The sequence below is a fragment of the Paracoccus sp. UBA889 genome (assembly GCA_002294185.1).
Taxonomy (GTDB): Bacteria; Pseudomonadota; Alphaproteobacteria; order Rhodobacterales; family Rhodobacteraceae; genus Paracoccus.
On the sequence record DBFD01000016.1, the window covers coordinates 26,144 to 50,633 of the forward strand.

Consider the following 24,490-nt stretch of genomic DNA (forward strand, 5'->3'; position numbering starts at 1 on the left):
CAGGAATTGCTGGATTCCGCGGCGCAATCCTGCTCAAATCGCCAAAAGCAAGAATTGCAGGGCAGGACGATGCGGGCATATCTGCGGGCGGCACTTGTCGTCTTCACGGCACTGGGTTTCGGGGGAATGGCGCTTGGCCAATCCTCGTCCCCGTTCTCGGGCCTGTTCGGCCGCGGCAGCCAATCCGAAGGTCCGGTCGATCTGCAAATCACGGTCGCCGGCAACCAGGACGGGCTGGATCGCGAAATTCGCAACAGTTCGCTCATCAAGGGCGCGCTGGACGAGGATCGCACCACCGGGCAGGACGTCTTCGCCGCGGCCCGCGCCGATTATGCCCGGATCCTGGGCCTGCTCTATGACAAGGGGTTCTATTCTCCGGTCATCAACATCACGCTGGACGGCGTCGAGGCGGCCGAGGTCGCGCCGCTGGATGCGCCCCGGGTCGTGCGCAAGGTCGTGATCCGCGTCGATCCCGGTCCCGGCTTCAAGTTCTCGCGCGCCCAGATCGCGCCTGTCGCGCCCGGATCCGACATTCCGGGCGAATATGCCGTGGGTGAGACCGCGGGCACCGGCACGATCAAGGCGGCCGCCGCGGCGGGCGTGGATGGCTGGCGCAATGACGGCCACGCCAAGGCCGATGTCGGCAGCCAGAGCATCGTCGCCGATCACGACCAGAATACCGTGGACAGCCGAATCGGGCTGAATCCCGGCCCGGCGGTCACGTTCGGCAGGCTGAACATGACGGGCTACGAGCGGATGAAGCCGCGCCGCCTGCGCAAGATCGCGGGCCTGCCCGAAGGTCAGCCCTTCGATCCCGACGATATCGAGACGGTTCGCAAGCGGCTGCGCCGCACTGGCGTCTTCTCGGCGATCACGCTGGAAGAGGCCGACCAGCTTGGGCCGGACAACAGCATGGATGTGAACCTGACCGTGGTGGAACAGAAACTGCGCCGGATCGGGGCGGGATTCGAAATCTCGAACACCGATGGTGCGATGGTTTCGGCCTACTGGATGCACCGCAACCTGCTGGGCGGGGGCGAGCGGTTGCGGATCGAAGGCAAGGTCAAGGATATCGGCTCGAAGACCAGCGGGCGCGACGAGGACCTGACCTTCCGTCTCGACCGTCCGGCGACGATCACGCCGGATACCACCGCCTATGTCGAAACCCGGCTGGCCCGGATGCGCGAAGAGGATTACGATTCCGATTCGGCTTCGGTCGGGCTGGGCTTCAACCGTATCTTCAGCGACCGGCTGACCACCAACCTGGCCGTCGAATACCAGTTCTCGCGCGTGTTCGACGCCAACGGGCAACGGGATTTCAAGGTTCTCGCTTTCCCGCTGAACGTGACATGGGACCAGCGCGACGAACCGACCGACGCCAGGAAGGGCTATTATCTCAGCGCCGATGCCGCGCCCTTCAAGGGCTTCGGCGGCACCGATGACGGTGTCCGCTTGCTGGGCGAGGCGCGCGGTTTCTATTCGCTGGGCCAGGATGACAGGTTCACGCTGGCCGGCCGCGCCCGGCTGGGCAGCGTGCTGGGCAGCGATATCCGGAACACGCCGCGCGACTATCTGTTCTTTTCGGGCGGCGGCGGAACCGTGCGCGGCCAGCCCTATCAATCGCTGGGCGTCGAAGTGATTCCCAGCCCGGACGGCCCGATCATGACCGGCGGCATGAGCGTCGCGACGCTGAACGCCGAAATGCGGTTCCAGGTCCGCGAGCGGATCGGACTGGTCGCCTTTGCCGATTACGGCCGCGTCTGGTCCGAAGGTTCCTTTGGCGGCGACAGCGGCGATCATGCCGGCGCCGGCATCGGGGTGCGATACAAGACGCCGATCGGGCCGCTGCGATTCGACATCGCCGCGCCGGTCTCGGGCAAGACCGGCAACGGCGTTCAGGTCTATCTGGGGCTGGGGCAGGCATTCTGATGCGCACGATCTGGATTCTTCTTCTCGCGATGTTCCTGCCGCTGGCGGCCCATGCGCAAAGCGCGGCCGACATCTCGGCCGAGGTCTCGGACGACAAGGGCTTCATCACCCGGCTGCTGGAGCGGAACCTGTCGGGTCAGGGGCGCCGCATCTCGATCGACGGGTTTCAGGGGGCGCTGTCCTCGCGCGCGACCTTCACCCAGATGACCATTGCGGACGCAGATGGCGTCTGGCTGACGCTTGAGAACGGCGCCATCCAGTGGAACCGCTCGGCGCTGTTGCGCGGCCGGGTCGATATCGCCGAATTGTCGGCCGAACGCATCAGCCTGCCGCGCCTGCCGGGCGCGGGCGGGGCGGCGGCGCCCAAGGCCGAGACCACGGAATTCGCGCTGCCCGAACTGCCGGTCGGCGTCGAGATCAAGGAAATCCGCGCCGGCCGCGTCGAATTGGGCCAGCCGGTGATCGGCGTCGAGGCGGCGATCTCCATCGACGGCAGCATGAGCCTTGCCGGCGGCGAGGGCGCGGCCAAACTGACCATCGACCGTCTGGACGGGCCGCGCGGCCAGTTCGTGCTGGATGCGGGCTATTCGAACGGAACCAAGGTCCTGCGCGTCAATCTGGGCCTGGACGAGGCGGCCGACGGCCTGCTGGTGAACCTCGTCAACCTCTATGACAAGCCCTCGGTCACGGCGCAGATCAGCGGCGAAGGCGAGATCAAGGATTTCATGGCCGACATCCGTCTGGCGACGGACGGCCAGCAGCGTGTCACCGGATCGGTGGGGGCGAATGCGGGGGCAGGGCCCGATGGCAGCCCCGGCACGAATTTCCGCGTCCAGCTTGGCGGCGACATCGCCACCCTGCTGCCGCCCGAGGATCGTGCATTTTTCGGAACCGGAACGCAATTGACGGCCGAAGGCTGGCGCGGCGACGACGGGCGGCTGAACCTGCCGGTGCTCAAACTGGCCACCGATGCGCTTGGGATCGACGGTCGGCTTTCGCTGAATGCCAAGAATGCGCCGGAAACCGCGCAGCTTCTGATCACGCTGGGCCGTGACGCCAATGCGTCGCAGGTTCCCGTCGCGCTGCCTTTCGCGCAGGACACGACAGTGGAGTCGGGACGGCTGGAACTGCAATACGATTCGGCCGAGGGACAGGGCTGGACCCTGACCGGCCGCGTCGGCCAGCTGGATCAGGGCCAGGTCACGATCGGCGCGCTGACGCTGGACGGGGCGGGCGCGGTGGTGCTGGATAATGGCGCGCTGTCCAACGTGTCGGGCAGGATCGGCTTTGGCGGACAGCGGATGGACTTTGCCGATCGCGGTCTGGCCGAGGCTATCGGGACGCAGCTGGACGGATCGGCCCAGTTCGATTTCACGCCCGGAAATGCCGTCGAATTGTCCGAGGTTACGGTGAACGGCGCGGATTACGGCCTGTCGGGATATTTCCTGGTCTCCGGCCTGTCCAGCGGCTTCCTGATCTCGGCCGATGCCGAGGCGCGCTATGACGATCTCGCGCGGCTGTCGGTCATCGCGAACCGGTCGATCAAGGGCAGCGCGAACGCATCGGTGACCGGCTACTACAACGTCCTGACCAAGGGTTTCGACATCGACGCCGAAGCCACCGGACAGAATATCGCGCTGGACCAGCCGCAGGTGGATCGGCTGCTTGCCGGCCAGTCGCGGATCAGGCTGGCGGCGCGGCGCGACCAGACCGGGATCGAACTGAGCCGTTTCGATATCAACGCCCAGCGGCTGACCGCGCAGGCGCAGGGCTATCTGAACAGCCTGTCCAGCGACGTGAAGGCGACGATCTCGATGCCTTCGTTGCAGGACGCCGATCCCAACTTCTCGGGCGCGCTGCAGGCCGAGGCCAATCTGACCGGCGCCGCCGGGGCGCGGCGGTTGTCGGTCAGTGGCGAGGCGAACGATCTGAAGATCGGGATCGCGGCGCTGGACGGAGCCCTTCAGGGGCGCACCAGCCTGGCCATCATCGCGGCCGAACAGGATGGCGGCTATCAGGTCGAGACGCTGCAATTGTCAAACCCGCAACTGGATGCCAAGGCCAAGGGAAGCTTCGTGACGGGCGCGCTGGACGCGACGGCGACCTTCGAACTGCCCGATCTGTCGGCGCTGCGCTCTGATTGGCGCGGCGGCTTTACCGCCCGGGCCAGCCTGACGGAACGGGACGGCACGCGCTTTCTGGATCTGACCGGAAAAGGCCAGGATCTCAGCCTCGGGCTTGCCAATGGCAACGAGGCGCTGACCGGCATCACCGATCTGGTGGTCAAGGCCGAGGAAAAGGACGGCCTGATCACCCTGCGCGACCTGCGACTGGTGAATGACCAGTTGAACGCGACGGCCCGCGGCACCTATGGTCAGGGCGAAACCGATCTGACGGCCCGGCTTGACATCGCTTCGCTGGCGCCGTTCGGGCCGGATTGGGGCGGATCGCTGAACGCCGATGCGATGCTGGTGCAGCGCCAGGACGGCATCCGGCGCCTGGATCTGACCGGCACCGCCCGCGATCTGGCCATCGGCCAGCCGCAGGTGGACGGCGCCTTCCGGGGAGAGACCCGGCTTGCCGTCAAGGCCGAAGAGGACAAGGGCACGGTCACGTTGCGGGACGTGCGGATTTCGAACCCGCAGCTTTCGGCCACCGCAAGCGGCGTCTATGGCAAGGGCGTGACCGACCTGACGGCCTCCGCGCAGATCGCGTCGCTGGCCTCGTTCGGCCCCGGCTGGCGCGGCACGATGACCCTGGACGGGACCTTCCGTGAAAGCGGCGATGGCGCGCGGCGGCTGGCGGTGCGCGGCAGCGGGCAGGATCTGTCCTTCGGGCAGGCGCAGGTCGATGGCGCGCTGGCCGGCGAGACCCGGCTGTCGGTGATGGCTGTCGAACGCGACGGTGTCTTCACCATCGATCAGGCACAGCTGGAAAATCCCCGCCTCAGCGCGAATGCGACCGGCACCCTTGGCGGCGGCAAGACCGACATCTCTGCGCAGTTGAACGCCGCCGACCTGCGCTTTCTGGGCAATGGGATCCGCGGCTCGCTGAGCGCCGATGCAAGTCTGGTCGAAGAAAACGGCCTGCGCCGGATCACCGCGACCGGCCGCGCGAACGGGCTGGCTATCGGGCAGGACCGGATCGATCCGATCCTGCGCGGCCAGACCGGCTTCGACGTGGCGGCGACGCAATCGGCGTCGGGCCTGTCCTTCCAGCGCCTTCAGGTCCGCAATCCGCAGTTGCGGGTCGATGCCGATGGCGACACCGCCAGCGGCATGAACGTCTCGGCCCGGCTGACCGATCTGGGACTGGTCCTGCGCGAATTGCCCGGCGCGCTGAGCGTGGACGGCACGATCCGCGAATCGGGTCAGGATTTCGCGGTCGATCTGGCCGTCGTCGCGCCGGGGGACACGCGGCTGCAAATCTCGGGTTCGGCGGCGCGGAATTTCTCGGACACGAACCTGGACATTTCCGGCAACACCAACGCCTCGATCGCCAACAGCTTCATTCGCACGCGCAGCATCGAGGGGCCGGTCAGCGTCGATGTCAGTGTGAACGGTCCGCCATCGCTGAACGCGGTCAGCGGCCGCATCCAGCTCAGCGGCGGTGAACTGGCCGATCCCGGCCTGGGCGTGCGTCTGCAGGGATTGAACGTCACCGCCGATCTTCGGAACGGCCGCATCCTGGTAGATGCGCGGAGCGGCGTCGCGGCGGGCGGATCGCTGGCCGTTTCCGGACCGGTCGATCTGCAGGCGGGCAATCTGGATCTGACCATCGTGCTGGACAATCTGGTCGCGCGCGATCCGAACCTCTACGAGACGCAACTGAACGGGCAATTGACGATGAGCGGCAACATGGCCTCGGGCCCGCTGATCGCCGGCACCGTCAATGTCGGCGCGACCGAGATCCGAATCCCCTCGACCGGACTCGGCGGGGCAAAGGCCATTCCGGATATCCAGCATGTCGGTGCAGAGCGTCCGCCGGTTCGCGGCACCCGGGCCAAGGCCGGGCTGGAGGATTATCCCAGCCAGGCGTCGCGCGATGCCGGCATGGCCGGCCCGCCCTCGACCCCGCCGGCCAATCCGCCGCGGCTGGACCTGCAGATCAATGCGCCGAACCAGATCTTCATCCGCGGCCGCGGCGTCGATGCCGAAATGGGTGGCGCGCTGCGGGTCACGGGAACCACGCGCAACGTGATCCCCATCGGTCAGCTGGAACTGATCCGGGGCCGGGTCGATCTGCTGGGCAAGCGGTTCGATCTGGCCGAGGGGCTGGTCGAATTGCAGGGCAGCCTGGTGCCGGTGATCCGGCTGGTGGCCGAAACCTCGCAGAACGGGATCACGACCCGGGTCATCATCGATGGCGAGGCGCGCGATCCCGAGATCACCTTCGAATCCTCGCCCGAATTGCCCGAGGAAGAGGTCCTGTCGCAGTTGCTGTTCGGCCGGGGCCTGGACAATATCAGTCCGCTTCAGGCCGCCCAGCTTGCCAATGCGATCGCGGTGCTGGCCGGGCGCGGCGGCGAAGGAATCGTCGGCAATCTGCGCAACCAGTTCGGCCTGGACGATCTGGACCTTCAGACCGACGCCGAGGGAAATGTGCAGGTCCGTGCGGGCAAGTATCTCAGCGAAAATCTTTATACCGACGTGGCCGTCGGCAATAACGGCAAGAGCACGATCAACCTCAACCTGGACGTGACCGAAAGCCTGACCGCGCGCGGTTCGGTGGACAGCGAAGGTCAGAGCACGCTGGGCATCTATTTCGAGCGCGACTACTGAGGACGGAGGCCGCGCGGGCGGTGCCTAATCCGCGCCCACGGCCCGGGTCAGAAGCGGGGCGGCCCCGTCCTGACCGGGTGTCGTGGCGGCGATCTCGGCCCGGCGGAAGCGCAGCAATTGCCGCGCGCCGCCGATCCGGGTGACCCGCCAATCCAGCAGCGCGCCATCCGGTCCGGTAATCAGGCCGGTGTCGCGCGAGGTTTCCGACCCTGCCGTCAGCCGGGCGCGCAGGGCGGCAAAGCCCGGACCGTTCTCGACCCTTCCTTCCCAATCGCTCAGCGCCTCGGCAAGGGTGGTGGCGCTGCCGCCCCAGATCCGGCGATAAGACTGGTTCGTCATCAGGATCTGGCCGCTTGACGAAAAGGCCGCCAACCCGTCATCCAGCCCGTCGATGACATTTTCGCCCAGCGACAGATCGGCGCGGAATTTCCGGGTCAGCGAGATTTCCGAGGTGATGTCCTCGAACAGGAAAGCCACCGCGCCATCGGGATGCGGCCGTCCGGTGACGCGATAGGTCTGCCCGCCCGGCAGCGACCAGGTCTCGACATGGTGGCCGGTGGCGGCGGCGCTTTCCAGATTGTTCATGTGCTGGCGCCAGCTGCGGAAATCCTTGGGCTCGGGAACCATGCGCGATTCGCGCAACTGATCCAGCAGGTCGAACAGGGTCGGCCGCGCGGTCAGGAATCCGGTCGGCAGCCCGGTCAGGTCGATCAGCGCCGGGTTGAACAATTGCAGGTGCCGCTGGCGGTCGAAGATGGCCAGTCCGATGGGCAGGTCGGCAAAGGTCTTGGTCAGCGTCTGGACGAATTCGCGAAGGCTGCGCTCGGCCCGGACGGCGGCATCGGCGGGCAGGGCGAACATCATCGTCTGGTCGCCGATCTGATGGCTGTGGCAATCATACCAGGACATGATCCCGTCGCTTTCCAGCGATGCGCGCCGGGTGGAGGGCCCGCCGCCCGGAGCAGGTTTGGGAGGATCCAGCAGCCGCGGCAATGGCCAGCTGAGCATGCCGCCGGCATGAGCCTCGGCCCGGCGCAGATAGGCGGCATTGGCCCAGGTGATCGCGTCGCAGGCATCCTGCCGCCAGACCAGCATCGGCGTCTGGTCCAGCGACTTGCGCAGCAGGTCAAGCTCTTCCTCCATCGCCTGCTGGGACATGGAATCGACGACGATCCCGGCATGTTCCGCCTGCGGATCGACGATGGTGACACGGACCATGGCATCCTCGATGCGTTCGGCGGTCAGGCGCAGGGCGGCGCTGCCGGCACCGTTTCCACCCAGCATTTCCACCCGACCCAGTTCGTCCAGCCGGTCCAGACGCGCAATGCCGTCGGGAAAGCGCGGCCCGGCCCATTGCCGCAGCCGCGTCCAGTCATCGTCCGGGCCATTGACCCGATCCAGCAGGGTCCGGGCCGGGGCGGTCGCATCGACCAGGGCGCCGCCGCGGAACAGAAGGATGGTGGGTTTCAGCGCCCCCTCCAGATGGTCGCGTCCCGACCGGCGGCCGGAACCCGCCGCAAGCCGGTCCCAGAACCGGATCGCCGCGATCGCCAGCAGGACCGAGATCGTCCCGGCCGCAACAGCGGTAAGAACAAGCCAATATCCCTCGAAAGCCACGTCGTCGCGCCCCCATTGCGTTTTCACAACTGTAAGGCGATCTGACTTAATGAAAAGTTAAAATGCCCGACTTGTTCAATCGAACAGAAGCGGGTTGTCCCCCAGGGCGACGCGGCTGTCGGCGCGGATGCGATCCAGCGGCCAGCGCACGGTGACGATGGCGCCGGGTCCGCCATTGGCGAAAGTCAGCACTGCCCCGGACCGTTCCAGCAGCGCCTTCGCGATGAAAAGACCAAGGCCCATGCCCTCGTATCCGCCGCGCTGGCGGCCCTCGCGCCGACTGGTAAGATAGGGGTCGCCGATGCGCGCCAGCAAGGCCGGCGGATAGCCGGGACCATCATCGCGGATGGTGATCGTCAGGTGGCGGGCGCCCTGATCGGCCTCGACCACGACACGGGATTGCGCGAAATCGACGGCGTTCTGGATCAGGTTGCGAAGGGCGTGGATGACGGCGGGATCGCGGTGAATCTCGGGCCCGTCGGCGATGATGTCCAGTTGCGGGCCGCGATCGGCATGGGGTCCGGCGGCATCTTCCAGAACCGCGTGCAAGGGCGCGCTGCGCATGTGCAGATCGTCCTTTCCGGCCCGTCCCATGCTGCGCAGGATGGTGCCGCAGCGTTCCGCCGAATCGCGCAGGGCGCGCGCGTCCTGTTGCAGGTCGGGACGGTCGTTCAACTCTTCCACCAGTTCCGAGGCGATCAGCTTGATCGTCGCCAGCGGGGTTCCCATCTCATGGGCCGCCGCCGCGACGACCCCGCCCAGATGCTGCAACCGCTGTTCCCGCGCCAGTGCCATCTGGGTGGCGAAAAGCGCGTTCGACGTGGCCGACAATTCCGCCGTGACGCGGTGGGCGTAATACGCGAAGAAGGCCACCCCGATCACCAGTGCGGCCCAATGCCCAAGCGCCAGGATCGGCGCCAGCCGCAGCACCCCGCCATCGGCATCCTGCAGCGGAATGGCCACCATCGCCGCGACCGAGATCAACGCCACCGCGGCCAGCGACAGCGCCAGCGTCTGGCGCAGGTTCAGCGAGGTCGCGGCGATGGTGACGGGGGCCAGAACCAGCAGCGCGAAGGGATTGGTCATGCCCCCGGTCAGCGCCATCAAGGCCGAATTCTGCATCAGATCGAAGCCGAGCTGCACGATGGCATGGCTGGGCGAGGCGCGCATGAAGGGCCGCAGGGACAGCCACAGGTTCATCGCGACCGCCGCGGCGATCAGCACCAGCACGGGCAGGACCGGAAAGCCGATGCTCATGAAATGCGCCACGATGACGGCGGCCAGCTGACCCGCGATGGCGATCCAGCGCAGCAGGGCAAGGGTGCGGATGCGGATCGGTTCGGGGTCGCGCGGAAGGGCGGCCGGGAAGGCGGCGCTTTTCACGGCCGGATCTGCGCTCATCTGGGGCCTCGCTGCGGCGTTCGGCGACTTGATACGCGTCGGGGAATGCGCGATCAATGCGCGCGATGACCGATGGGGCGAAAGGAAACGGCATGACCGAGGCCAAGATCATCCTGGCTGCCGCCGCGGCTGCCGCCGTGTTGTCCGTCGCGGCGGCGGGGGGCGCCTATCTTGCATTGTCCGGCAGCGACGAACGCATCGCACGGTGTGACGGCGGCGATGGCGCGGGTGGGCTGGACACCCTGGGCACCGAATTCACCCTGACCCGCGACGATGGGACGCGGGTTTCGGACAAGCAGGTCTTCGACAGGCCGACATTGCTGTATTTCGGCTACACCTCCTGCCCCGATGTCTGCCCGCTGGACAATGCGCGCAATGCCGAGGCGGTGGACATCCTGAAATCGCAGGGCAGGGATGCGCAATCGATCTTCGTCACCGTCGATCCCGGGCGCGACACTCCCGAGGTGCTGGCCCGCTTTGCCGACAGCTTTGGCGGCGCAGTGATCGGCCTGACTGGCAGCGACGCCGAGATCGCGGCCGTCAGCAAGGGCTGGCGGATTTATTCCCGGGCGAATGGCGGAAAGAACGACCGGGATTACATGGTCGATCACGCCAGCAATACCTATCTTGTCATGCCGGGAAACAGGACGGTCGATCTGTTCCCGCGTGAGGATTCGGCCGAAAAGATCGCCGCAACCGTCGGCTGCAACCTTGACGTGGCGGCCTGACAGCCGCTTGCCGCAGGCCCGTCCATCGGGCAGTCTGCGCGCCGATGCGCGCAAGAAGGGAAACATGATGGCTGAGGATATCGCTGCCCGGCTTGGTGCCGATCCGTCCTTGCTGCTGGTCGATGACGATGAATTGTTCGTGACGCGGCTGGCCCGCGCCATGGAGAAACGCGGCTTTGCCACCCGCACCGCGCTGAGCGTCAGCGAAGCGATGCGGATGATCCGTGAACAGGCGCCGGCCTTCGCGGTCATCGATCTGCGCCTCGAAGACGGCAATGGCCTGGACGTGGTCGAATCGTTGCGCGAGACGCGCGAAGATGCGCGGATCATCGTCTTGACCGGGTATGGTGCCATCGCAACCGCCGTCGCGGCGGTGAAAATGGGCGCGACCGATTATCTCGCAAAGCCCGCCGACGCAAATGACGTGACGTCGGCTTTGCTGGCTGTCGGTGACCTGCTGCCGCCTCCTCCCGAAAATCCGATGTCGGCCGATCGGGTCCGCTGGGAACATATTCAGCGCGTTTACGAGCAATGTGACCGGAATGTCAGCGAAACCGCCCGCCGCCTGCATATGCACCGACGCACGCTTCAGCGAATTCTCGCCAAACGCGGACCCCGCTGACAGGCGCACCGAAGGGTTGAAACTTTCTCAATATAATCTAATTTTTCGTTCACCAATATTCTCACGGACGAAGAAGAAATGAACGTTGATTTTGACAAGATGACGCTGAAGGAAATGCGCGATCTACGCGCCAAGCTGGATCGGGCAATCAGTTCCTACGAGGATCGCAAGCGGCGCGAAGCGCTGGCTGCGGTCGAAGAAGCCGCGCGCGAACATGGGTTCAACCTGGCGGAGCTGACAGGCGGCAAACCCCGGCGCGCGGGCACCGTGCCCCCGAAATACGTCAATCCCAAGGATCCTACGATGACCTGGACAGGTCGTGGCCGCAAGCCGCGTTGGGTTCAGGAAAGCCTTGAGGGCGGCAAGCAACTGGAAGATCTGCTGATCTGAAAACAATCGGGGAAGGGCGTTTCATTGCGTCTTTCCCCTGAAGGTTAAAAAAGGGTTAATATTTTCCCTTTTCATCGCTGTTTCCCGTTTGATCCAGCGCCCGCATAATCGCGGAGAATTGTTCGAGAAATGCGGCGCGGACCTTCGCGGGCGGGCTGAGATCGATCTTGAGCCGGGTCAGTATCTGTTCGCCGGGGACGGGGAAAAGCTTGCGCGCCTCGGTCTCGTCGAAACCCGCGATCTGAACGGCCTCCAGTCGGGCCGAAATCCGGTCGGCGGTCTTGATCCGCTTCTTCAGTGCGGCGGGAAGGCTGGCAGGCAGACCAAAGCGGCGATGGATCGCCGCCGTCAGCCTTTCATCCATCGCGCCGTAATCCTGGCCAAGCGCCGATTTCACCGGCGAGATCATGTCCCCGATCACGTATTCGGGCGCGTCATGCAACAGCGCGGCCAGCCGCGCGGCGGGATCGGCGCGCGGATCCAGCCGGCAGAAGATATCCTCGACCAGCAGCGAATGACCGGCCACGGAATAGGGCCAGTCGCCATGCGTCTGGCCATTCCAGCGGGCGACGAAGGCCAGACCATGGGCGATGTCCTCGATCTCGATGTCGAAGGGGGTGGGGTCCAGCAGATCCAGCCTGCGGCCCGACAGCATCCGCTGCCAGGCCCGGCGCTGGCGCGGCGGCATGACCGAAGACCGCCGTCAGGACAGTTTCTGATCGGCCGGCGCGCCCTGCTGCGTCTGCGCGCGGCGCGACAATTCCTGACGATACAGCGCCACGAAATCGACCGGATCCATGTTGAAGGGTGGAAAGCCCCCGTCGCGCGTCAGATCCGAAATGATGCGCCGCACGAAGGGAAACAGCATCCGCGGGCATTCGATCATCAGGAAAGGGTGCAACTGGTCTTCGGGAACGTTCTCGATATGAAACACGCCGCCATAATCCAGTTCGACCAGGAACATGGTCTGGCCGTCACCCTTGTTGGTCGAGGTGACGCGGAATTTCGAAATCACCTCGTATTGGTGATCGGCCTGACGCTTGCGCGCGTCCAGGCTGACCTGAACGGTCATCTCGGGCTGGACCTCGCCCTGCGGCGCGCCCTTGGTGGCGACCGCGTTCTCGAAGGACAGATCGCGGATATACTGGGCCAGGATCTGCATACGGACCTGCGGCTGCGCCGCGGCCTCGGCGCCATCGGCGGCACCGTTCTGGTTATTCTCGTCGGCCATGTTCGTTCCTCGCACGTTCGGACTTGCGGCTGCTTCTATCAGGCGCGTCCTTCCGCCTCAATGCCGAGTCCAGCCCGAATGGCCGCGCCGTGGCGGCTGGTCGTCGCCTGGTTCGGGCGGCAGGTCGGGTGGCCGGCGGCTGGCGGGGTGGCGCTGATCGTCCTCGACCACATAATCGCCGTCGATCGCGCCATCGCCATATGGCGGGCGTCGCGGATCTTGTGGCGTCTCGCCCATCCGCGTCCGGGTGATCCGGACATGCCGCGCCAGATAGTGCACCACCATGTCGCGCACCGCCGGAATCAGCAGCAGCAGGCCCAGCGTATCGGTGAAAAAGCCCGGCGTCAGCAGCAGCATCCCCGCCATCAGGATCATCACGCCATGCGCCAGCGGCCGCGACGGATCGCGCAGTTCGGCAAAGGAACGCTGCACCTCGGCCCAGGCCCGCGCGCCCTGGCTTCGCATCAGCGCGGTGCCCGCGACCGCGGTCAGCAGCACGATCCCCAGCGTCGGCCACAATCCGATCAGCCCGCCGACCTGAATGAACAGTGCGATCTCGATCAGCGGAATGGCCACGAACAGAACGAAAAGCCACATGCGAATTCCCCTTCATTCAGGCGCAAAAACTGGACTTGCGCCGACTCGCATCCTACATAATGACCCACAGCGCAGATACCAACAGATCGCCAAGAACAGGGGCCCCTACCCGCATGTCCAACCCGATGCTTCAGCTGATCGTCCTGGCCGCGATCGCCATTTTCCTGATTCTCAGGTTGCGCAACGTGCTTGGCACTCGCGACGGGTTCGAGCCGACCAAGGTCGACACGCCCGAGCCGTCACGGCGGCGCTTCGAGGTGATCGAGGGCACGGCGGAAGAGGCCGAGGATCACGACATCCTCGATCATGCCGACGCGGGCAGCCCGCAGGCCGATGCGCTTGCGGCGATGAAATCGGCCGAGCCGTCCTTCAACGTTCGGGATTTCCTCAACGGCGCGAAATCGGCCCACGAGATGATCCTGATGGCCTTCGAGAGGGGCGATCTGTCCGAGGTGCGCGCCTTTCTGGACGCGCCGGTGGCCGAGGCGTTCCAATCCGTCATCGACCAGCGCGCCGCGAAGGGCCAGACGGTCGAGGCGCAGTATCTGGGCACCCGCGAGACGGCCCTGCACGGGGCGGATTTCGACAGCGCGACCGGCGCGGCCGAAATCTCGGTCCGCTTCGTGGCCGAACTGGTGGCGGCCACCCGCGACGCCGAGGGCAAGGTGATCGAGGGAGATCCCAAGGCGCCCCGCAAGCAGCGCGACATCTGGACCTTCTCGCGGCGCATGGGTCAGAACGACCCGAACTGGCAGTTGGTCGCGACCGGCTGATGGTGCGGCGGCGCCGGGGCCTGACGCCGGAAGAGCGAGAGTTGTGGTCGCGCATCGCCCGGACCGCGACGCCGCTGCATTGCGACCGCCCCGAACCGAAACCTCCGGCCTCCACCGCCGGCAAAGGCGCGCTGCCGCCGCCAAAGCCGCCGGTCACCCCGTTGCCGGACTTTCGCATCGGGCAATCCGCCACGCCGCGCGGCACGCAGCACCAGCCGGCGCCAAGCCCCGCCCGGCAACTGGCCGATGCGCCGATCCGCATGGATGCCGGTCTTCACCGTCGCATGTCCCAGGGCAAGCTGCGGCCCGAGGCGCGGCTGGATCTTCACGGCATGACGCTGGCAGACGCACATCCGGCGCTGATACGTTTCATTCTGTCGTGCCACGCCAATGGCTGCCGCCTGGTTCTTGTCATCACGGGCAAGGGCAGGGGCGATCACGGACCCCTGCCGACCCGACCGGGCGCGCTGCGCCATCAGGTGCCGCACTGGCTGCACAGCCCGCCCCTGGCGCCAGTGGTCCAGCAGATCCGCGCCGCCCATTTCCGCCATGGCGGCGAAGGCGCCTGTTACGTCTATCTGCGGAAAGTCCTGCGCTAGTTTCAGCCCCGGCCTGCCAGCGAAGCGGATTCAGCGGGAATCGATCTGGACATCGGAACCCGAACGATTCACCATCGCTGCGACCCGCCAAATGTCGGGACTGACCCCCTGGCCTGCCGCCATGACCGACGAGCGCCTTCTGTCCGTCTATCTGCATCCGCCGATCCTGCGCATGGCGCGGGCCGGAAAGCTTGGCTTTCTGAACCGGATGCGGGCGCTGCTGGAATCCCGCGGCTGGCAGGTCCGGATCCGCCGGTCCGGTGAGGGACCGCGCGCCGAGGCGCCGAACCGGCCCGGCTTCGCGCTGTATCACATGGAGCGGCCGACCCATCCGGAAGCCCTGACCTTCCGTCTTGCCTATCACTATCCGTTCTGGCGGCTGGAACGTCAGGCCGAACGCTGGCGCTGGCCGGTGGCGCGGGCGACCTTTCCCGAAGCCCGGCTCGATCCCGACATCGCCCGGGACTTTGCCCGCCGGCTGCGCGACCGCGTCCTGCCGGGGCCCGCGCCGGCGAGAGGCGATCATGTCCTGATTGCGCTGCAGGGCCGCATCCACGAACAGCGGTCCTTCCAGACCATGAGCCCGCTACGGATGGTCGAGAGCGTTGCCCGGACCGGACGCCCGGCTATCGCCACCTTCCACCCGAAAGAAACCTATGATGGGGCGGATCGGGCCGCGCTCGAGGCCATTGCCGCGCGTCATGCGAACCTGACCATCGGCGGCGATACAGCCCGCCTTTTGCGCGATTGCGCCTTCGTCGCGACGCAGAACAGCGCCGTGGCGATGGACGGCTATATCCTGGGCAAGCCCGCGGTTCTGTTCGGCCAGTCGGATTTTCATCACATCGCGCTGAACGTGGCCGAACTGGGATCCAGCGAGGCCCTGTCGCGCGCGCCTGAACACCGGCCCGATTATGCGGGCTATCTGGACTGGTTCCTGCGGCAGAGCAGCCTCGACATGATGGCGAGCGATGCCGATGCCCGGCTGCTTGTCGCCATGAAAAAGGGCGGCTGGCCCGTATGACCGCCGCCCCGCCTTTCTGTCCGGCCCGGATCAGACCGATTCGTCGATCCAGCTTTTCAGCGCGGCTTTCGGCGCCGCACCCATGCGGTTGGACACGACCTCGCCATCCTTGAACATGAACAGCGCGGGAATCCCGCGCACGCCAAGGGCCGCGGCCTGTTCGGGGTTTTCGTCCACGTTGACCTTCACGACCTTCAGCTTGCCGGCATATTCCTCGGACAGTTCTTCCAGAGCGGGGCCGATCTGCTTGCAGGGTCCGCACCATTCCGCCCAGAAATCCACGATGACGGGGGTGTCGGCCTGACGCACTTCGGCGTCGAATTCGCTGTCATTGACGGGCACGGTAGCCATGATCTTGCTCCTTGGGAAATGGCGGGGGCCGGGGATCGGCGGCACTGTCCTGAAAGCTATGAACGCGGATCGGCCGGGTCAAGGGCGGCCAGCGCGCGGTCCAGCAGCGGATCCGGGATTTCCATCAGGCTGCGCGTGGCCGTCCACAGGATCGCCACCTCGATCCGCCGGCCGGGCCAGATCTGCCGCAGGGCCGCGCGATAGGCGGCCATCTGGCGCAAGATGCCGTCGGGGGCGGCCTCGGGCGTCGCGGGCACGGTGGCGTTCGACTTGTAGTCGACCGCCAGGATGCGGTTTGCGGTGACGATCAGCCGGTCGATGGTGCCGTGCAGGATGCCGATGCCGGGCAGGGGCGCGCTCAGCGCGACCTCGCGCAGCACCTGCGCGTCCGGGCCGGGGTCGATGATGTCCGCCAGATCCGGGGCCTCGATCACGGCGCGCGCCTCGGCCAGCAGGTCGGCCAGCCGGGCCTCGTCCGGCAGCCCGCCCTCGGCCCCCGCCAGAACCGCGCGGGCGAGGCCGGGCCAGTCAGCGGCAGCGGTTCCGGGCAGATGTTCCAGCAGCAGATGCAACCTTGTGCCGCGCAGCATTGCCGCCGCCGGATCGGAATCGTCGGTCGCCGCGGCCAGCACCTTGGCGCCGCCCAGACCTGTCGCCGCGACCGGGCGCGGGGGCCGGGCGACCGGTTCGGGGACGCAGGCCAGCCAGGCGGGCCGAGGGGTCGCGGCGGCGGACTGCGCCTCGGCGGCATCGGCCCATTCGGGCCAGGCGCCGAAGGTCAGGCGCGTTCCCTGCCCGACACCCTCGATCTCGATCGGGGACCGGGGCAGGGCTGCGCGGGCCGCGCCGTCCGTGATCATGCCGTGCCAGCTGTCCAGCCCTGCACCGGTCTCGCCAGCTGCCGCCACGATCAGCCAGCTTTCCGCCCGCGTCATGGCGACGTAAAGCAGCCGCCGCCGTTCCTCGTCCTGCCGGCGTTCCTGTTCGGCGACCGCGATGGTCAGTGCATCGGGCCGGTCCGGCGCGGCGCCCTTCCACGCAGGCATCCCGTCCAGCCGCACGATGCGCCCGCGCCCATCGGCGCGTCGCTTGCGCGTTTCCGGCAAAATCACGATCGGGCTTTCCAGACCCTTGGCGCCATGCACCGTCATCACCCGGATCAGGCCGCCGCTGCCGCCCGGCAATTGCCGTTTGACCTGCACCTCGTCGCTGGCCAGCCAGACCAGGAACCCGGTCAGCGAGGGCGTCTCGGCCTGTTCATAGGCCATGGCCTGCGACAGCAATTCGTCGATCCCGTCCTCGGCCTCGGGGCCCAGCCGGGCCAGCAATGCCATCCGCCCGCCATGACGGATCAGCAGGCGCGAGATCAGGTCATAGGGCCGCAGCCGGTCCGCCTGCGCCATCAGGTCGGCCAGCACCTCGCGCGCGGTCCGGTGGTCGGAGGCGCGCAGCCTCTGCCACAGATGCGCCCGGCCGCGCCCCGCCGCCAGTCGGTAGAGATCGTCCTCGGACAGCCCGAACAGGGGCGAGCGCAGGGCCGCGGCCAGCGACAGGCTGTCCTCGGGCGTGGCCAGAACCGCCAGCGTGGCAGTGATGTCGCGCACCGCCAGCTCGGCCGCCAGCTTCAGCCGGTCGGCCCCGGCGACGGGCAGGTTCGCCGCCTTCAATTCGCGGATCAGGTCGTCGAACAGTCCCGCCCGGCGCTGCACCAGGATCTGGATGTCGCCCGGCCCGACCGGGCGCGGCTGGCCGTTCCTGACATCCATGATCGGGCCACCCAGCATCGCGCGGATCCGGCCTGCGATGGCGCGGGCCAGCACCCTGTCGGCGGCATTTTCCGCAGGCGCATCCACGGGCCGGGTCCAGTCGCCTTCCTCGGGCGTTTCCGGTTCGGGCAGCGGCGGCCAGATGTCCACCCGTCCCGGCAGATCGGCGCGGAAGGCGATATGTTCGGGCGGCACGCCCAGCCCCTGCGCTGCCTCGCCCTGAAAGACCGCGTCCACCACCGACAGGATGGCGGGCGACGAGCGGAAGGAATGGCGCAGCCCGCGCTGTTGCATCGGCTGCCGGACGGCACGGAAATCACGGTCGAACCGGTCGCGCATTTCCTCGAAGACCGCGATATCCGCGCCCTGGAACGAATAGATCGACTGTTTCGGATCGCCTACGACGAACAGGGTCCGGGGCCGGTCATGCGCGCCTGCGCCGCTGGTGAATTCGTCGGTCAGCCGCCGGATCACGCGCCATTGTTCGGGACTGGTATCCTGCGCTTCATCCACAAGGATATGGTCGATCCCGCCATCCAGCCGCCACAGCACCCATTGCGCCATGCTGGATTGTTCCAGCAGCAGCGCGGCGCGCCGGATGAGGTCGTCGAAATCCAGCCAGCCATGCGCCGTCTTGCGGCCCGCCAGGCGGGTGGTGAAGGCATGGGCAAAGCGGTGCAGGGCCAGCGTCTTCTGCGCGGCCTGCAGGGCGGTCATTTGCGGCCGGGCGTCCTGCACCCGCCGCATCAGCGCCTCAAGATCGTCCATGAAGGGCGCGCAGGGACCCAGGCGCAGTTCCTTGGTCGGCAGCTTGCCGATCTTGGCGCCAAAGGGATCGGCCGCGGTTCCGCCAAACAGCAGGCAGCCGCAGAGCCGCCGCAATTCCGCCAGACCCGGATCGCGCCAGCGCCCGTCGCCCAGTGTTTCGGCCAGTTTCTGATCGGTGGGCTTGCCCGTGCGCAGGATCGGCGTCAGCGCGTCGAACAGATCGGCCTCGGCGCCCTCGAAGACCTGCGCCAGCAGGCGGTCGTCATCCAGTCCGGCAGGCACGTCCATCGCCGCCCAGATCGCTTCGGCATCGGGCGGGGCGCTGAAATCGGCCTGGGACAGCCCGGCCAGAAAGCGGTCCAGATCGTCGCCGCCATGCAGCGCCGTCAGGTCGCGGATCGCGGGATCGCCGGCCTCGGCCATTTCCTCGACGATGCGGGCGCGCAGGGCGCGGGCGCTGCGGTCGTCCAGTTCGGAAAAGCCCATCGCCACCCCAGCCTCCAGCGGGAACCGGCGCAGCAGGGCGGCGCAGAAGCTGTGGATGGTCTGCACCTTCAGCCCGCCCGGCGCCTCGATCGCGCTGGCAAACAGCCTGCGCGCCTGGGCCAGGTCCGGCGTGCCGGTTTCGCCCAGATCGGCCAGTTCGCGGCGCAGGTCGGTTTCGGGCAGCATCGCCCATCGGCCCAGCCGCGCCAGCAGCCGGTTCTGCATCTCGGTCGCGGCGGCCTTGGTGTAGGTCAGGCACAGGATGCGTTCGGGCCGCGTCCCCCCCAGCAGCAGCCGTGCCACGCGGTCGGTCAGCACCCGCGTCTTGCCCGATCCGGCATTGGCCGTCAGCCAGGTCGAACAGGCAGGATCGGCGGCCTCGATCTGGTTCCGCGTCGCGTCATCCATCGTGATCGCCCACCTTTCGGGGCTGCGCGGAATCCGACAGCGACCATTCCCCGAACCGTGCAAGGTGGTCGTAATCGCCGGCATAGCTGGTCCGTTCCGGGGCATTCATCGCGGTAAACCCGGTCCCGCCGGTCAGGTAGGCCGCGATCAGGCGCTGAAAGCCATGCCATGCCTCGGCTTCGGATTCGGCGCTATAGGCGCGGTCATGGGTCAGCCCTTCGCCGCCCAGCTGGATATAGCGCAGACCGGCCACCTCGGCCGGCCCAAGCGCGTCGAAGCCGCCGCGCCGGGCCATTGCGGCCTCCAGGATCAGTTGCTTGTCGAACCGCGCCATCTGCTTTTCGCTGGGCGGAGTTCCGGATTTGTAGTCGTAGATCATCACCCGCCCGTCGTGCAGCAGGTCGATCCGGTCGGGCTTGGCCGTCAGGCTGAAGCCAAGCGCGGGCAGGCCGACCTTGCCGCGATGCTCGATCACGACGGGGCTGCCGTCGCGACGGCGCGATACCTCGTCCGCCACGATCCGGTCGGCGATGCGTTCCATCCGGGCCTGCCAGAAGGCCCGTGCGGCCGGCCAGGGCACCGCGTCTTCCAGCACCTGCGCAGTGATCCGCAGGAAGTCGGCGCGCAGTGCGACAGGGTCAGGGTCGGAATGGGGGGTAGCTTTCAGCAACGCCTCGACGATGCTGTGCAGGATCTGTCCGCGCAGGGCGGCATCGGGTTCGGGCCGCAGCGGCGGCAGCGGGCGCAGGCCCAGGACCCGCTTGGCATAGACCGCATAGGGGTCGCGGATCAGCAGGCCGACATCGGTGACGGGCAGGTCGGCAAAGGCCGGCGCGGGCGGAAGGGGCGAGGGTCGCGGCGCCGCCGGGACCGCCGTTTCGGGCTGGGTGACGGCGCGGGCCAGGTCCAGCCAGACCCGCCCGCGATCGCGCATCGCGGCCAGCGCCTCGGGGCCGCGGCGTTCGGGCAGCCCCGCCATCAGGTTCGTCAGCCGGTTCAGCCAGCGCGAGGGGATCGTCTCGGCCTCGGCATCGCGGCGGGCGCGGGTCAGGATGACGGTTTCCGCCCCGATCGCCTGCTGGAAATCATGCGCGGCCAGCCCGATCAGGCGTTCCGGCAGGGTCAGGCCCGCCGCCGCCCGCATGTCGCGCGACAGCCACGGATCGGGGTCCAGTGCCTGCGGCCAGCCGCCTTCGTTCAGTCCCGACAGGATCACCGTGCCGGTATTCAGGATCCGCGCCTCGCGGGTGCCGCGGATTTGCAGCAGATGGCAGGTCTCACCTTCGTTGCGAAGCTGGTGGGACTGCAATTCCTCGAACAGCAGGGCGGCGAAATCGGCGGGGCCCATGTCGGGGCCGTGTCCGGCATGTTCGGCCAGGTTGTCCAGGACCGCGCGGGCCAGCGCGCCGCCGCTGCCCGCCCACAGGCGCGAGGTTTCGGGATCGCCCCCCGGTCCGGCGGCGAAATCTTCGGCCAGGGCTCGCAGTTCCGCAAGGCGCGCGGCAAGCGGCCGGGGTGCCGAATCGGTCGCAAACCCAGCCATCCGGTCCAGCAGAACGGCCAGCCATCGCGCCCAGATCCTGCGCGTCTCGTCGCCCCGATCGGCCCAGGACCGCAGGCTGTCGCCATCGGGAAAGGCCGGGCCGTTGCGGCGCAGATGCAGTTCCAGCTCGCGAGCCGCAAGCCGCGCCTCGTTTGCGCCGATCAGCGTCGATCCGGTCACCGCCAGCGGATGTTTCAGCAGGCTCAGCAGCCGGTCGATGGTCAGCGCCTCGCCGAAGATTCCGGCGATCTGGCGCAGAAACAGGCCCTGCGGAGTCAGCGGCATCGGCTGGCCCGCGCTTTCATCGGCGCGCAGATGCCAGCGGTCCAGGGCCGAGTTCACGCGCCGGATCAGGTTGCCATCCGCCGCGATCAGGGTCACGGCGCGGCCGGTTTCGACCGCCTCGCGCATGACCAGTGCAATCGCTTCGGCCTCTTGCGCGGGCTGATCGGCCTCGATCAGGGTCAGGCCGCGTGTCGGCGCGATCAGGTCGGGCAGGGCGGGGCCCTCGGCGATCCATTGATCGGTGACGGGCGCGGGGCGCAGGGCCAGCGACAACAGGCGGTTGCGATCGGGCGCCGGCGGCACGGCGTCGGTCCAGCGCGCGGGATGGCCGGCAGCCGCGATCAATGGCGCAAAACGGGCCTGCGGATGATCCTCGGACCGGGCATCGAGGCTGTCCCAGACCGGTTGCGGCTGGTCGAAATCGAATCCGGGCAAAACCACCGCGCCGCCCGGCAGCGCCGCCACCGCCCGCATGAACAGCCGCGTCGCGCCATGCGATCCGGTCGAGCCCGCGACGATCACCGGGGCGTCCGGCAGGTTTTCGCCCCGCGCCCAGTCCGCGGCCAGCGCCTCGGCCGTCCGGCGCTGGCGGTCGGCGCGGTCCACCGCCGGGCCGTCCAGATGGAAACCGGCGGCGATGCGCAGGAAGGTCAGCGCGTTCTGCCAATGGCGGGCATGATCGCCGGTATCGATCCCCTCCAGCGCCAGCGCGTCGCGCCCCTCGGTCTGCATTTCGGTCATCAGGTCAGCCAGCGATTTCGCCAGGGCGGGGACGGAATGGCCCGCGCCCAGATCGGGGCGCGCCGCGATCAGCCGGGCAATCAGCCGGGCCAGTTGCAACCGCCGCGCAAGGGGTGCGGCGGGGGCCGGATCGCCGGGCTGTGGGGGGCGGTCCAGATTGGTGATCGTACGCAGCCGCGGCAGCAGCATCGCGCCGTGTTCATCGAAGGCGGCGCCGATCTGCGCCATGGTCCGCGCGGCATTGGCGTAGATGGTGACGCGGGCGATGGATTCGGGCGGCCGGCCCGCCATGCGTTGCAGAAATCCGCGGACGAATTCGCGCGCGAAATCGACGCCCGGAGGCAGCGCGAAAAGACCGCCTGTCTCAGTCATGCAGCAATGCCTCGGCCAGCGGGATCGCCTGCGGAGTGCCGACATCGCACCAGCCGCCCGGATGGACCAGACCGAAGGCGCGACCGCGGGCGATCAGCCGATCCCAGAGCAGGTTCAGCGAAAACACCCGATCCGGGATCCCGGCCAGCCCTTCGGGGCGCAGCATCTGCGCGCCGGCATAGACGAAATCGCCGCGGCGGGTGATCCGGCCCCTATCCGCCAGCGCGAAATCGCCGCCGCCCGTTCGCGCCGTGGCCCGGTCCAGCGGCACCAGCATCAGCAACGCGTCCATCCGGTCGTTCCATCCGATCTCCAGCGCGGTCAGCGGGTTCGGACCGGTCCACACCACGTCGGGATTCAGCGTCAGCACTGGCCCCCTTCCCAGCAGCGGCAGGGCCTGCCGCAGCCCGCCGCCGGTATCAAGGATGGGGCCGGGTTCATGACTGATCGCGACGCCCTTCCCCGCGAGACGATGGGCAATCTGGTCAGCCAGGTAATGCGTGTTGACCGCGATGGGCGTGCATCCCGCATCGCGACCCAGATCCAGCGCGCGCTCCAGCAGGGACCGGCCCGCGACCTCGACCAGCGGTTTGGGCCGATCGGCCGTCAGCGGCCGCATCCGGGTTCCCAGGCCCGCGGCGAAGATCATCAGCGGGGACATTGCGCGCGAATCCTTTCGAGGACGGTCGGGTCCGGCTGGGGCAGCGCCGCGACGATCCGGGCCAGCGGTGCCAGCGCGGGATGCGTCAGGTCGCGGCGCAGATGCCCCCAGACGCGCGACATGAAGTCCAGATAGCGCGGCTTTCCGTCGCGCAGGCAGAGCCGGGTGAAGATGCCCATGATCCGCAAGTTCCGCTGCGCGCCCAACAGGGCATAGACAGCGCGGAAACGGGCCGCGTCCATTCCGGTCGCATCCAGGTAGCGGGCGATGCAGGCGGCTTCGATGGCGGGCGCCACGTCGCGGCGTGCGTCCTGCAGCGCCGAGACCAGATCATAGGCCGGATGGCAGGCCACCGCGTCCTGATAATCGATCAGGCCCAGCGGCGCGGTGTCGCCACGCCAGATCAGGTTCTCGGCGTGGAAATCGCGCAGCGACAGGACCGAAGGAAGATCGCCTGCAAGGTCGGCGTGCAGCCGGGCGATGACCGGGCCGATGCCTGCGGCATCGGTGGCCGGGGCGCCGGCGGCCTGGGGATACCACGCCGCGAACAGGCCGACCTGTTCGGCCAGCAGCGGTCCGTCCAGCGGGCGGACGAAATCGGGCACCGGATGGCGGTGAAGCGCGACAAGAAGATCTGTGATCCGCTCATAGAGCTCGGGCGCCATGCCGGGTCGCTTCTCCAGCACCCGCGCCAGCAGATCGTCGCCCAGATCCTCGACCAGCAGCAGACCCGCGGCGTCATCCGCCGCCAGCAATTCGGGCGCGCCGAAGCCATGGCTGCGCAGCCATCGGGTCATCTGGACAAAACCCGCGCAATCGCCTGAAGGGTCGTCCATCAGCACCGCGCGGCCCTGCGGCCCCTGCAGCCGGAAATAGCGCCGGGCCGAGGCATCGCCCGCCAGCGGCACGACCCGCGAGCCGGCCCGGCCGGTGGCGGCGATGAATCGCGCAATGGCGGCGATGCGGCCAGCGCCGGGGCCGTGCAGCGTGATCTGGCGCAGGTGGGGATCCGGTGTCGACGCCATCGCGACGGTCAGCGCGCCATCGGGCAGCATTTCCAGCCGGTCGGGCCATTCGATCAGACGGATCGCGGTCTCGGCCGCCTCGTCCAGCCCAAGCTCGTCCAGTTCCGACGGATCGGTCAGGCGATAGAGGTCGGCGTGCCAGATTTCGGTCCCCATCGGGTCGTCATAGGTCTGCACCAGCGTGAAGGTCGGGCTGGGCACGTCCTCGGCGATGTCGCCCTGTCGCGCCTGAATGAAGGCGCGGGCGAAATGGGTCTTTCCCGCGCCGACCGGCCCGTCCAGCAGGATCGTCAGGCCGGGCCGTGCCATGCCGGCAAGGGTGCGGGCCAGGGCGGTGGTCGTATCTGCATCGGCAATCAGGCGGGTCGTGCTCATGCCCCGCTTCTAGCCGG

18 protein-coding genes are annotated in these 24,490 nt (G+C 67.7%); 8 read left to right on the forward strand and 10 right to left on the reverse strand.

The features are described from left to right. The first annotated feature begins 69 nt into the window (after window positions 1-69). On the forward strand, window positions 70-1,929 hold the full coding sequence (locus B4L36_RS01960) for an autotransporter assembly complex protein TamA (protein WP_292951551.1): 1,860 nt from the start codon (window positions 70-72) through the stop codon (window positions 1,927-1,929). Beyond that, on the forward strand, window positions 1,929-6,710 hold the full coding sequence (locus B4L36_RS01965) for a translocation/assembly module TamB domain-containing protein (RefSeq protein WP_292951554.1): 4,782 nt from the start codon (window positions 1,929-1,931) through the stop codon (window positions 6,708-6,710). Before B4L36_RS01960 ends, B4L36_RS01965 begins: the two co-directional genes overlap by 1 nt. A gap of 24 nt (window positions 6,711-6,734) precedes the next feature. On the opposite strand, the gene B4L36_RS01970 is transcribed toward B4L36_RS01965, so the two are convergent. Further along, window positions 6,735-8,354, reverse strand: coding sequence for a PAS-domain containing protein (locus tag B4L36_RS01970; protein WP_292951557.1), 1,620 nt, complete (start codon window positions 8,352-8,354; stop codon window positions 6,735-6,737). Between the two features lie 48 nt (window positions 8,355-8,402). After that, complete coding sequence (locus B4L36_RS01975; protein WP_292951560.1) at window positions 8,403-9,728, reverse strand: ActS/PrrB/RegB family redox-sensitive histidine kinase; 1,326 nt, start codon at window positions 9,726-9,728, stop codon at window positions 8,403-8,405. A gap of 92 nt (window positions 9,729-9,820) precedes the next feature. Here B4L36_RS01975 and B4L36_RS01980 point away from each other — a divergent pair, with 92 nt between their 5' ends. The 3 genes from B4L36_RS01980 (at window position 9,821) to B4L36_RS01990 (ending at window position 11,468) form a co-directional block, all read left to right on the forward strand. Beyond that, window positions 9,821-10,456, forward strand: coding sequence for an SCO family protein (locus B4L36_RS01980; protein WP_292951563.1), 636 nt, complete (start codon window positions 9,821-9,823; stop codon window positions 10,454-10,456). 67 nt (window positions 10,457-10,523) lie between these two features. After that, window positions 10,524-11,078, forward strand: a complete 555-nt coding sequence (locus B4L36_RS01985) for an ActR/PrrA/RegA family redox response regulator transcription factor (protein ID WP_292951566.1) — start codon at window positions 10,524-10,526, stop codon at window positions 11,076-11,078. A 78-nt stretch (window positions 11,079-11,156) separates the two neighbouring features. Beyond that, window positions 11,157-11,468 carry an H-NS histone family protein gene (locus tag B4L36_RS01990; protein WP_292951569.1) on the forward strand — a complete coding sequence of 104 codons (312 nt, stop codon included), beginning with the start codon at window positions 11,157-11,159 and terminating at the stop codon, window positions 11,466-11,468. Between the two features lie 55 nt (window positions 11,469-11,523). Here the strand turns inward: B4L36_RS01990 and B4L36_RS01995 are convergent, their stop codons facing one another. The 3 genes from B4L36_RS01995 to B4L36_RS02005 are packed head-to-tail and all read right to left on the reverse strand — an operon-like array spanning window position 11,524 to window position 13,296. Further along, window positions 11,524-12,156 carry an HD family hydrolase gene (locus tag B4L36_RS01995; RefSeq protein ID WP_292951571.1) on the reverse strand — a complete coding sequence of 211 codons (633 nt, stop codon included), beginning with the start codon at window positions 12,154-12,156 and terminating at the stop codon, window positions 11,524-11,526. 15 nt (window positions 12,157-12,171) lie between these two features. Beyond that, window positions 12,172-12,699, reverse strand: a complete 528-nt coding sequence (gene secB / locus B4L36_RS02000) for a protein-export chaperone SecB (RefSeq protein ID WP_292951574.1) — start codon at window positions 12,697-12,699, stop codon at window positions 12,172-12,174. A gap of 57 nt (window positions 12,700-12,756) precedes the next feature. Beyond that, window positions 12,757-13,296 (reverse strand): FxsA family protein, encoded by a 540-nt coding sequence (locus B4L36_RS02005; RefSeq protein ID WP_292951577.1) that lies wholly within the window; start codon window positions 13,294-13,296, stop codon window positions 12,757-12,759. A gap of 113 nt (window positions 13,297-13,409) precedes the next feature. Between B4L36_RS02005 and B4L36_RS02010 the strand changes: the two genes are divergently transcribed. The 3 genes from B4L36_RS02010 to B4L36_RS02020 all read left to right on the forward strand — a co-directional run bounded on the left by B4L36_RS02010 (window position 13,410) and on the right by B4L36_RS02020 (window position 15,692). Beyond that, window positions 13,410-14,069, forward strand: a complete 660-nt coding sequence (locus B4L36_RS02010; RefSeq protein ID WP_292951580.1) for a Tim44/TimA family putative adaptor protein — start codon at window positions 13,410-13,412, stop codon at window positions 14,067-14,069. Between the two features lie 2 nt (window positions 14,070-14,071). Further along, window positions 14,072-14,668 (forward strand): Smr/MutS family protein, encoded by a 597-nt coding sequence (locus B4L36_RS02015; protein WP_292951651.1) that lies wholly within the window; start codon window positions 14,072-14,074, stop codon window positions 14,666-14,668. A 121-nt stretch (window positions 14,669-14,789) separates the two neighbouring features. Next, entirely contained in the window at window positions 14,790-15,692 is a 903-nt protein-coding gene (locus tag B4L36_RS02020) for a hypothetical protein (RefSeq protein WP_292951583.1), read from the forward strand. Between the two features lie 30 nt (window positions 15,693-15,722). Here B4L36_RS02020 and trxA read toward each other — a convergent pair whose 3' ends face one another. The 5 genes from trxA to tsaE are packed head-to-tail and all read right to left on the reverse strand — an operon-like array spanning window position 15,723 to window position 24,473. Next, complete coding sequence (gene trxA, locus B4L36_RS02025; RefSeq protein ID WP_292951586.1) at window positions 15,723-16,043, reverse strand: thioredoxin; 321 nt, start codon at window positions 16,041-16,043, stop codon at window positions 15,723-15,725. 56 nt (window positions 16,044-16,099) lie between these two features. Next, the gene (gene addA, locus B4L36_RS02030) at window positions 16,100-19,471 is read right to left on the reverse strand and encodes a double-strand break repair helicase AddA (protein WP_292951589.1); all 3,372 of its coding nucleotides are present in this window, start codon (window positions 19,469-19,471) and stop codon (window positions 16,100-16,102) included. Beyond that, window positions 19,464-22,412 carry a double-strand break repair protein AddB gene (addB, locus tag B4L36_RS02035; protein ID WP_292951592.1) on the reverse strand — a complete coding sequence of 983 codons (2,949 nt, stop codon included), beginning with the start codon at window positions 22,410-22,412 and terminating at the stop codon, window positions 19,464-19,466. The genes addA and addB overlap by 8 nt, the downstream gene beginning before the upstream one ends. Next, window positions 22,405-23,073, reverse strand: a complete 669-nt coding sequence (locus B4L36_RS02040; protein WP_292951595.1) for a nucleotidyltransferase family protein — start codon at window positions 23,071-23,073, stop codon at window positions 22,405-22,407. The genes addB and B4L36_RS02040 overlap by 8 nt, the downstream gene beginning before the upstream one ends. Continuing rightward, window positions 23,061-24,473 (reverse strand): tRNA (adenosine(37)-N6)-threonylcarbamoyltransferase complex ATPase subunit type 1 TsaE, encoded by a 1,413-nt coding sequence (gene tsaE / locus B4L36_RS02045; RefSeq protein ID WP_292951598.1) that lies wholly within the window; start codon window positions 24,471-24,473, stop codon window positions 23,061-23,063. The genes B4L36_RS02040 and tsaE overlap by 13 nt, the downstream gene beginning before the upstream one ends. Between the last annotated feature and the right edge of the window lie 17 nt (window positions 24,474-24,490).

Excerpts from the sequence above, each read along its gene's own strand:
- B4L36_RS01960 (WP_292951551.1), top strand. The coding sequence starts at position 70 with ATGCGGGCATATCTGCGGGCGGCACTTGTCGTCTTCACGGCACTGGGT.
- B4L36_RS01985 (WP_292951566.1), top strand. The coding sequence starts at position 10,524 with ATGGCTGAGGATATCGCTGCCCGGCTTGGTGCCGATCCGTCCTTGCTG.
- tsaE (WP_292951598.1), bottom strand. The coding sequence starts at position 24,473 with ATGAGCACGACCCGCCTGATTGCCGATGCAGATACGACCACCGCCCTG.
- addB (WP_292951592.1), bottom strand. The coding sequence starts at position 22,412 with ATGACTGAGACAGGCGGTCTTTTCGCGCTGCCTCCGGGCGTCGATTTC.
- B4L36_RS02005 (WP_292951577.1), bottom strand. The coding sequence starts at position 13,296 with ATGTGGCTTTTCGTTCTGTTCGTGGCCATTCCGCTGATCGAGATCGCA.
- B4L36_RS02010 (WP_292951580.1), top strand. The coding sequence starts at position 13,410 with ATGTCCAACCCGATGCTTCAGCTGATCGTCCTGGCCGCGATCGCCATT.
- B4L36_RS01980 (WP_292951563.1), top strand. The coding sequence starts at position 9,821 with ATGACCGAGGCCAAGATCATCCTGGCTGCCGCCGCGGCTGCCGCCGTG.
- secB (WP_292951574.1), bottom strand. The coding sequence starts at position 12,699 with ATGGCCGACGAGAATAACCAGAACGGTGCCGCCGATGGCGCCGAGGCC.
- addA (WP_292951589.1), bottom strand. The coding sequence starts at position 19,471 with ATGGATGACGCGACGCGGAACCAGATCGAGGCCGCCGATCCTGCCTGT.
- B4L36_RS01990 (WP_292951569.1), top strand. The coding sequence starts at position 11,157 with ATGAACGTTGATTTTGACAAGATGACGCTGAAGGAAATGCGCGATCTA.
- B4L36_RS02040 (WP_292951595.1), bottom strand. The coding sequence starts at position 23,073 with ATGTCCCCGCTGATGATCTTCGCCGCGGGCCTGGGAACCCGGATGCGG.
- B4L36_RS01975 (WP_292951560.1), bottom strand. The coding sequence starts at position 9,728 with ATGAGCGCAGATCCGGCCGTGAAAAGCGCCGCCTTCCCGGCCGCCCTT.
- trxA (WP_292951586.1), bottom strand. The coding sequence starts at position 16,043 with ATGGCTACCGTGCCCGTCAATGACAGCGAATTCGACGCCGAAGTGCGT.
- B4L36_RS01995 (WP_292951571.1), bottom strand. The coding sequence starts at position 12,156 with ATGCCGCCGCGCCAGCGCCGGGCCTGGCAGCGGATGCTGTCGGGCCGC.
- B4L36_RS01965 (WP_292951554.1), top strand. The coding sequence starts at position 1,929 with ATGCGCACGATCTGGATTCTTCTTCTCGCGATGTTCCTGCCGCTGGCG.
- B4L36_RS02020 (WP_292951583.1), top strand. The coding sequence starts at position 14,790 with ATGACCGACGAGCGCCTTCTGTCCGTCTATCTGCATCCGCCGATCCTG.